At 59.8% G+C, this 5,544-nt stretch carries 4 protein-coding genes; 2 read left to right on the plus strand and 2 right to left on the minus strand.

Features of this window, described 5'->3' with window-relative positions; genetic code table 11:
- Nucleotides 1-1,019 (plus strand): S41 family peptidase (locus Q7T64_RS18075; protein WP_304798810.1); only part of this gene is annotated, 1,019 nt, incomplete at its 5' end.
- 292 nt (nt 1,020-1,311) lie between these two features.
- Here the strand turns inward: Q7T64_RS18075 and Q7T64_RS18080 are convergent.
- Both Q7T64_RS18080 and Q7T64_RS18085 read right to left on the minus strand, forming a co-directional pair.
- A complete protein-coding gene (locus tag Q7T64_RS18080; protein ID WP_304798815.1) occupies nt 1,312-2,316 on the minus strand; it encodes a hypothetical protein in 1,005 nt (334 codons plus the stop codon).
- 438 nt (nt 2,317-2,754) lie between these two features.
- On the minus strand, nt 2,755-4,605 hold the full coding sequence (locus Q7T64_RS18085; RefSeq protein WP_304798818.1) for a hypothetical protein: 1,851 nt from the start codon (nt 4,603-4,605) through the stop codon (nt 2,755-2,757).
- Here Q7T64_RS18085 and Q7T64_RS18090 point away from each other — a divergent pair.
- Nucleotides 4,594-5,358 carry a molybdopterin-synthase adenylyltransferase MoeB gene (locus tag Q7T64_RS18090; protein WP_304798819.1) on the plus strand — a complete coding sequence of 255 codons (765 nt, stop codon included), beginning with the start codon at nt 4,594-4,596 and terminating at the stop codon, nt 5,356-5,358. The two genes, Q7T64_RS18085 and Q7T64_RS18090, sit on opposite strands and share 12 nt — an antisense overlap.
- Nucleotides 5,359-5,544: the final 186 nt, after the last annotated feature.

Raw genomic sequence — 5,544 nt, forward strand, 5'->3', positions numbered from 1 at the left:
TGGACGAGGCCGTCAAGCGCATGCGCGGCGAACCCAATACCAAGATCACGCTGACCGTGGCGCGCAAAGAAGAAGACCGGCCGCTGCTGATCAGCATCGTGCGCCAGGAAATCCGGGTGCAGAGCGTCAAGTCCAAGATGATCGAGCCCGGTTATGCCTGGTTGCGCGTGTCGCAGTTCCAGGAGCCAACGGTTGAAGACATGGTCAAGAAACTGACCGCGATCTATGCGCAGGACCCGGCGTTGAAAGGCTTGGTGCTGGATTTGCGCAATGATCCGGGCGGCGTATTGCCGGGCGCCATCGGCGTGTCGGCTGCGTTCCTGCCCAAGGACGTCGCCATCGTCTCGACCAACGGCCAGTTGCCGGACTCGAAAGCGACTTTCTATGCACGCCGCGAGTACTACGCCACGCGTTCCAGCAGTGGCGATCCGCTGGCCAAGCTGCCCGAAGGCGTCAAGAAAGTCAAAATGGTCGTGCTGGTGAATTCCGGTTCGGCATCGGCGTCCGAAATCGTGGCCGGCGCGCTGCAGGACTACAAGCGCGCCACCATCATGGGCACCCAGACTTTCGGCAAGGGCTCGGTACAGACCATCCGTCAACTGTCCACTGACACGGCAGTCAAGCTGACCACGGCCCGCTATTACACGCCCAACGGCCGCTCGATCCAGGCGCGCGGCATCGTGCCCGACCTGATGGTCGACGAAAACGCGGACGGCGATGGCCTCAATGGACTGCGCCTGCGCGAAGCCGATTTGCAAAAGCATCTCTCCAACGACAAGGGCAAGGAAGCCGACGCCCGCGCACCGGTTGACGAACTGGAAGAAGAAAAGCGGATGGCTGCGCTGGAGAAGCGACGCAAGCCGCTGGAATTCGGCGGCAAGGACGACTTCCAGCTGGCACAGGCGCTGAACCAGTTGAAAGGCAAGCCGGTGCAACTGTCCAAGACCCGTGTGGTGGAGAGCAAGAAAGAGCCGACCATCAATACCAAAGACGACAAGAAGCCGGCCGACAAGAAGTAATTGTAAAGTCGCTGCGCGAATCGGGATAGGGGCGGCAGTATATCTGGCCGGCCCCCTCCCACACTACCCGGCATGCGGGTCCGCAAAAAAACGGGCCGTGTTTCCACAGCCCGTCAATCCCATACCGTCAATCCCATGCCGTCAAAGCAAACGTCAATCCGCGCCCCGATGCGTGGCAGTGCGCCAGAAAGCGCCCGGATGCAAAACGGATTCGTTCAATCAGGCAGCGAGGTAAACTGAAAAGCGTGGTGAGTGCAGATTTCTGATTCGAGCAAGGTCCCCGGCGCAGCGCTCAATCATCGCCCCAGGATTCATGCGGCTCCTGCGGCGCAGGAAAATTCTTGTTGAGTCCCAGTCGTTCCCGCTCCCTCGACGATTCGCTCCAGGTGTCACCGTATCCAATCAGGATACCGTCGACCTCACGCAACTGGGCAGCCGTTGGCAGCACTTGTGCTTCCTTGGGCATCAGGAATTTCATGCTGAGCCGCTTGATCTTGCCACCGGGCTTGCTGGACTTTCCGGCCTTGTCGGTCCCGGCTCGCTTGGCCTTCTTGTCATCCCCCACCTGCTCGACGGAGGACGACGGATCGTTCTTGTTGCCCTTTTCTCGGCTCTTCTTTTCCTTCCGGCCGCCTGCGTCACTGTGCGGGCCGGGTCCATATGACATCGTCGTGGTTGTCGTGGTGGACGCGGTGGTGGTGGTCGTGGTGGGCGAGTGAATAGCCAGATTAGGCTCTGTCGTCGATTTGGGGTAACAAAGTTCCTCCAGCCCTCCTACAGCACGGGCAAATCTTCCTTTCTGTTTGTCGAGTCTGGCGCCATCCCCGATAGCTTCAGCAATCCCCTTTACCGACACGAATAGGGCAAGGAAGCGGCCAAGATCTTGTGCCTTTTTTTCACTGCCATGCAGCATCAGGACCTCGATTTCCTTGTTCGTCGTGTTGCAGAGCTCTCCCAATGCGGTCAAAAAATTCGGCTCTTCTTTCATGAGCGATTGCACTTTCTGCACCATTTGATCAAAAAGCTTTTGCTCCGCACTATCCGCGTAGTCGAATAGGCTCAGGCTCACAATTATTCTGATTCTGGGGAAAAAAAAGCCGTTTGCCAAAGTAGCTGTGCATGCATTGAAGAAAGCGCTCTGAAGCAAGTTCTCCTCCACGATGAACTCGCCCGCCCTTCGCCCGCTTAAATTGCGCAGTACCGGCGTCTTCGCAGGATTACTCGCTCCGTCGGAGCCGACAATGTTCGTTCTGTTGTTCGTCACGGTTCCCGACGATCCGTGTACATTGACTTGCATGATAGATTTCCCTTGTTGTGTAATTGGTGTACGCAGTGGGTACTAGAATTGCCGACGCAGTTCCGTTAACAGTTCGGAAACAAGTATTCGTCTCGCGCATTTGCGCAGACGGTCTGCCAGCCATCCCCTTGGCAACCGACCGCTGAACAGAGCCTGAAGGCACGGGCAACGGAAAGGGGTTGACTAACCAGTCGTCCTCGCCGATGAAATGGGTCAACCCGCCGGTGGCCCCGCAGTCGGTGACGCAGCCATTCGTCCAGACAGCGGAACACATCTGGCGGGACTTGCACCCGCAGGAGAGCGCCCATGCGGGTCGCACAATGGGAAAAGGGCCGCTCGAAAGCGGCCCTTTTCTTTGGTGCTGAATTTAAAACATCTCGGCATCGTCCCTGTCGTTTCAGCAAGCGCTCTGCTGCGGCAAACAGGCGCGACTTGCGTCTAGCCGTTCAGCGAATCGCCCAGGTTCTTGCAGAGGAACTTGGCCGCCCGGATCGCCATGTTCTGCAGCTTGTATGAGCCTGCTTCGGTTCCCAGGATGTCTGGCGTTTGCATGCATTTGACACCGACCTCGACCATCATCAACTTTTCCTGCGTGCTGAATTTGGTCTCGTCGATCGCCTGCTCGAGCATCTGATCGGAAACCATATCGGCGTCGGGAAACAGGCGTTCGATGGTTCTGGCGAGCTTGAGCAGGGTGTTGCTGGCAATCAAAGACGAATAGCCCTTCGATTCCAGGACATCCAACTTGGCGTTGACGCCCAGCGAATAGCCGACGGTTGCTGCCGGATTCTTTGGAACAGTTGGCGTGGCGGGCAAATTCGGTCCCTTGCCTGCTGTTTCCAGTGAGATGGGTGGCGAAGCAAGCGGTGAAGCGACCGGCGTGGACGGCGTTTGTGCCACCGCCACTTCCGGTGTCGCTTCATGTGTCGTTCGTGGCGACTGCGGCGGCGATGCGATTGGCGCGGCTGGACTGTCCCCCGATATACCGGTATTCGAACGCGGGCTGCGCGGCATCCGGCTGGTGTGAGCCGAAGGGGTCTGCCCCGGCAAGTTCAAGGACAATGTCGTGGCCGGCGTCGATGCAATCGATGACGGTGCCGAATCACGCGCCGTCACCGATCTTGCCAGGCTGCGGCTAGAGGCCGATGTTTGAATTCCGGCGACTCTATCAGCAGGCTGGCTCACCACGACCGGGTCGCTCGCTTGCGTCGCGGAGCGCTGGAGTGGCAACCGGTGCGGTACCGCCCGGGGAGAGAGTGAGCCAGCTTGCAGCGCCGCCGTCAGGTTGTCCTTGAAGCTGACTGTGGAGCTCGTGCCGGACGCCTCGCTCGGCTCCGGAGTGGGAGTGCGGTCGGGGACAGACTGCGGCAACGATTGTTTCGCCAACAATGCATGGACTTGCGCTGGCGGGCGGCGCCCCGCCGGCTTGATCGGCCTGCGGGTGCTGCGCAGGATGGTGCTCTCTTCTTGTACAAGCCGCGCCGAAATATCAAACGCCGGAGCAAGCGTTGCCGATGCCACCATCTTCAGCGGTGAGCGCGATGCGTGCAGTGCTGATGTTTCGACTTCACGCCAGTCGGTCGGTATCGCAGGCATTGACGCCCGTTCAGGACGATCGGATTTTTTCTTGCGCTTTTTCGGGGCGACGTCCGCATCGTCCACGACGCCCGATTGCCGCGACGAGGTGTGCCTGGTTTTATCGTCGGATTTTTCCTTTTCGCGCGTTGCCTTTGAAGCCTTGCTGCGCCCAGCACTGGATGCGCCAAGCGAGGTGTAGTTGGGCTCCTGGCTTACCGGCTGAGATTCGGCATGGCCACCCTCGGGAAGGGTGACGAGTTTCTTTTGCTTTCTTGATTCCTGCGTGACGCGCAAGCCATCGACGTCGCCGGAAGCCGATCGATCATGTTTGCTGCGCTTTTTCGCCGCACCGTCAGTCGAGGTGCTGGCATGGCCTGTACTATCCTTGACACGCTTGCTACCACTAAGGTCACTGTTCAATTTTTTCCCCTGTAAAGTTTGATGGAATTCGCATGCGAAATGCATTGTTCGTATCCGTGCATCGCTGCACGGGGAGCAAGGCACCATCGCTGGTAACGGACCAGGCAAGCCGGTTCCGGCACCGGCGGCAGTCCCCAGGAAAAACCAACTCATTGCGCACTGTCGAACATGCGTGCGATCCTTTAAAATCAGCCAAGGTCGCCACCACCTCCACACCACGTCACGCCCGGCCAAGCCGGTTCCGAACCAGAAATCCCTGCGGCCTTCACCGGCAAGCTCATGAACGACCAACAGCTATTGCGCTATTCGCGCCACATCCTGCTAGATGAAATAGGCATAGAAGGCCAGGAACGGCTGCTGGCGGCGCGCGTGCTGGTGATTGGCGCCGGCGGCCTGGGTTCGCCGGCAGCGTTTTACCTGGCCTCGGCCGGGGTCGGCAGCATCACCCTGGTGGACAACGACACGGTCGACCTGACCAACTTGCAGCGGCAGATCCTGCATACCAACGACCGCATCGGCCAGGCCAAGGCGGCATCCGGACGAATGACGATGCAGGCGCTCAATCCCGGTATCGACGTCGTGGCGCTGCAGGAGCGGGTTGAAGGTGAGCGCTTGCAGGAGTTGGTGGCTGCTGCCGATGTCGTGCTCGATTGCAGCGACAACTTCGTGACCCGGCATGCGGTCAACCGGGCTTGCGTGACTGCGGGCATACCGCTGGTGTCGGGCGCGGCAGTGCGGATGGACGGCCAGGTATCGGTGTTCGATGTGCGCCAAGCGCACGCGCCCTGCTACGCCTGCCTGTTCCCGCCCGACCAGCAATTCGAGGAAGTGCAATGCGCCACCATGGGCGTGTTTGCACCGCTGGTGGGAATCATCGGCACCATGCAGGCGGCTGAAGCGCTGAAACTGATCGCCGGCTTCGGCGAGTCGCTCGCCGGCCGCTTGCTGCTGCTGGATGCGCGCAACATGGAATGGACCAGCATCCGCATCAAGCGCAACCTGGAATGCATGGTGTGCGCTGATCGGCTTGATCGTGATGGGTAAGCGGCAGCGCTAGCGCCTTGGCGTGCCCGACTCATGGGCAATCATGGACAATGCCGCACGCGACAGGAAGCCGCTGCGGGTCTCATGGCAACTCAGACCAGCAACAACGCGATCTGCGTGGGCCCGCCTTCGGTCGGGCGCTGGCGGAAACCGGTCTTGGCGAAGCGGTGCCAGCGGCCCAGCACC

Source organism: Lacisediminimonas sp. (assembly GCF_030645335.1).
GTDB lineage: Bacteria > Pseudomonadota > Gammaproteobacteria > Burkholderiales > Burkholderiaceae_D > Lacisediminimonas.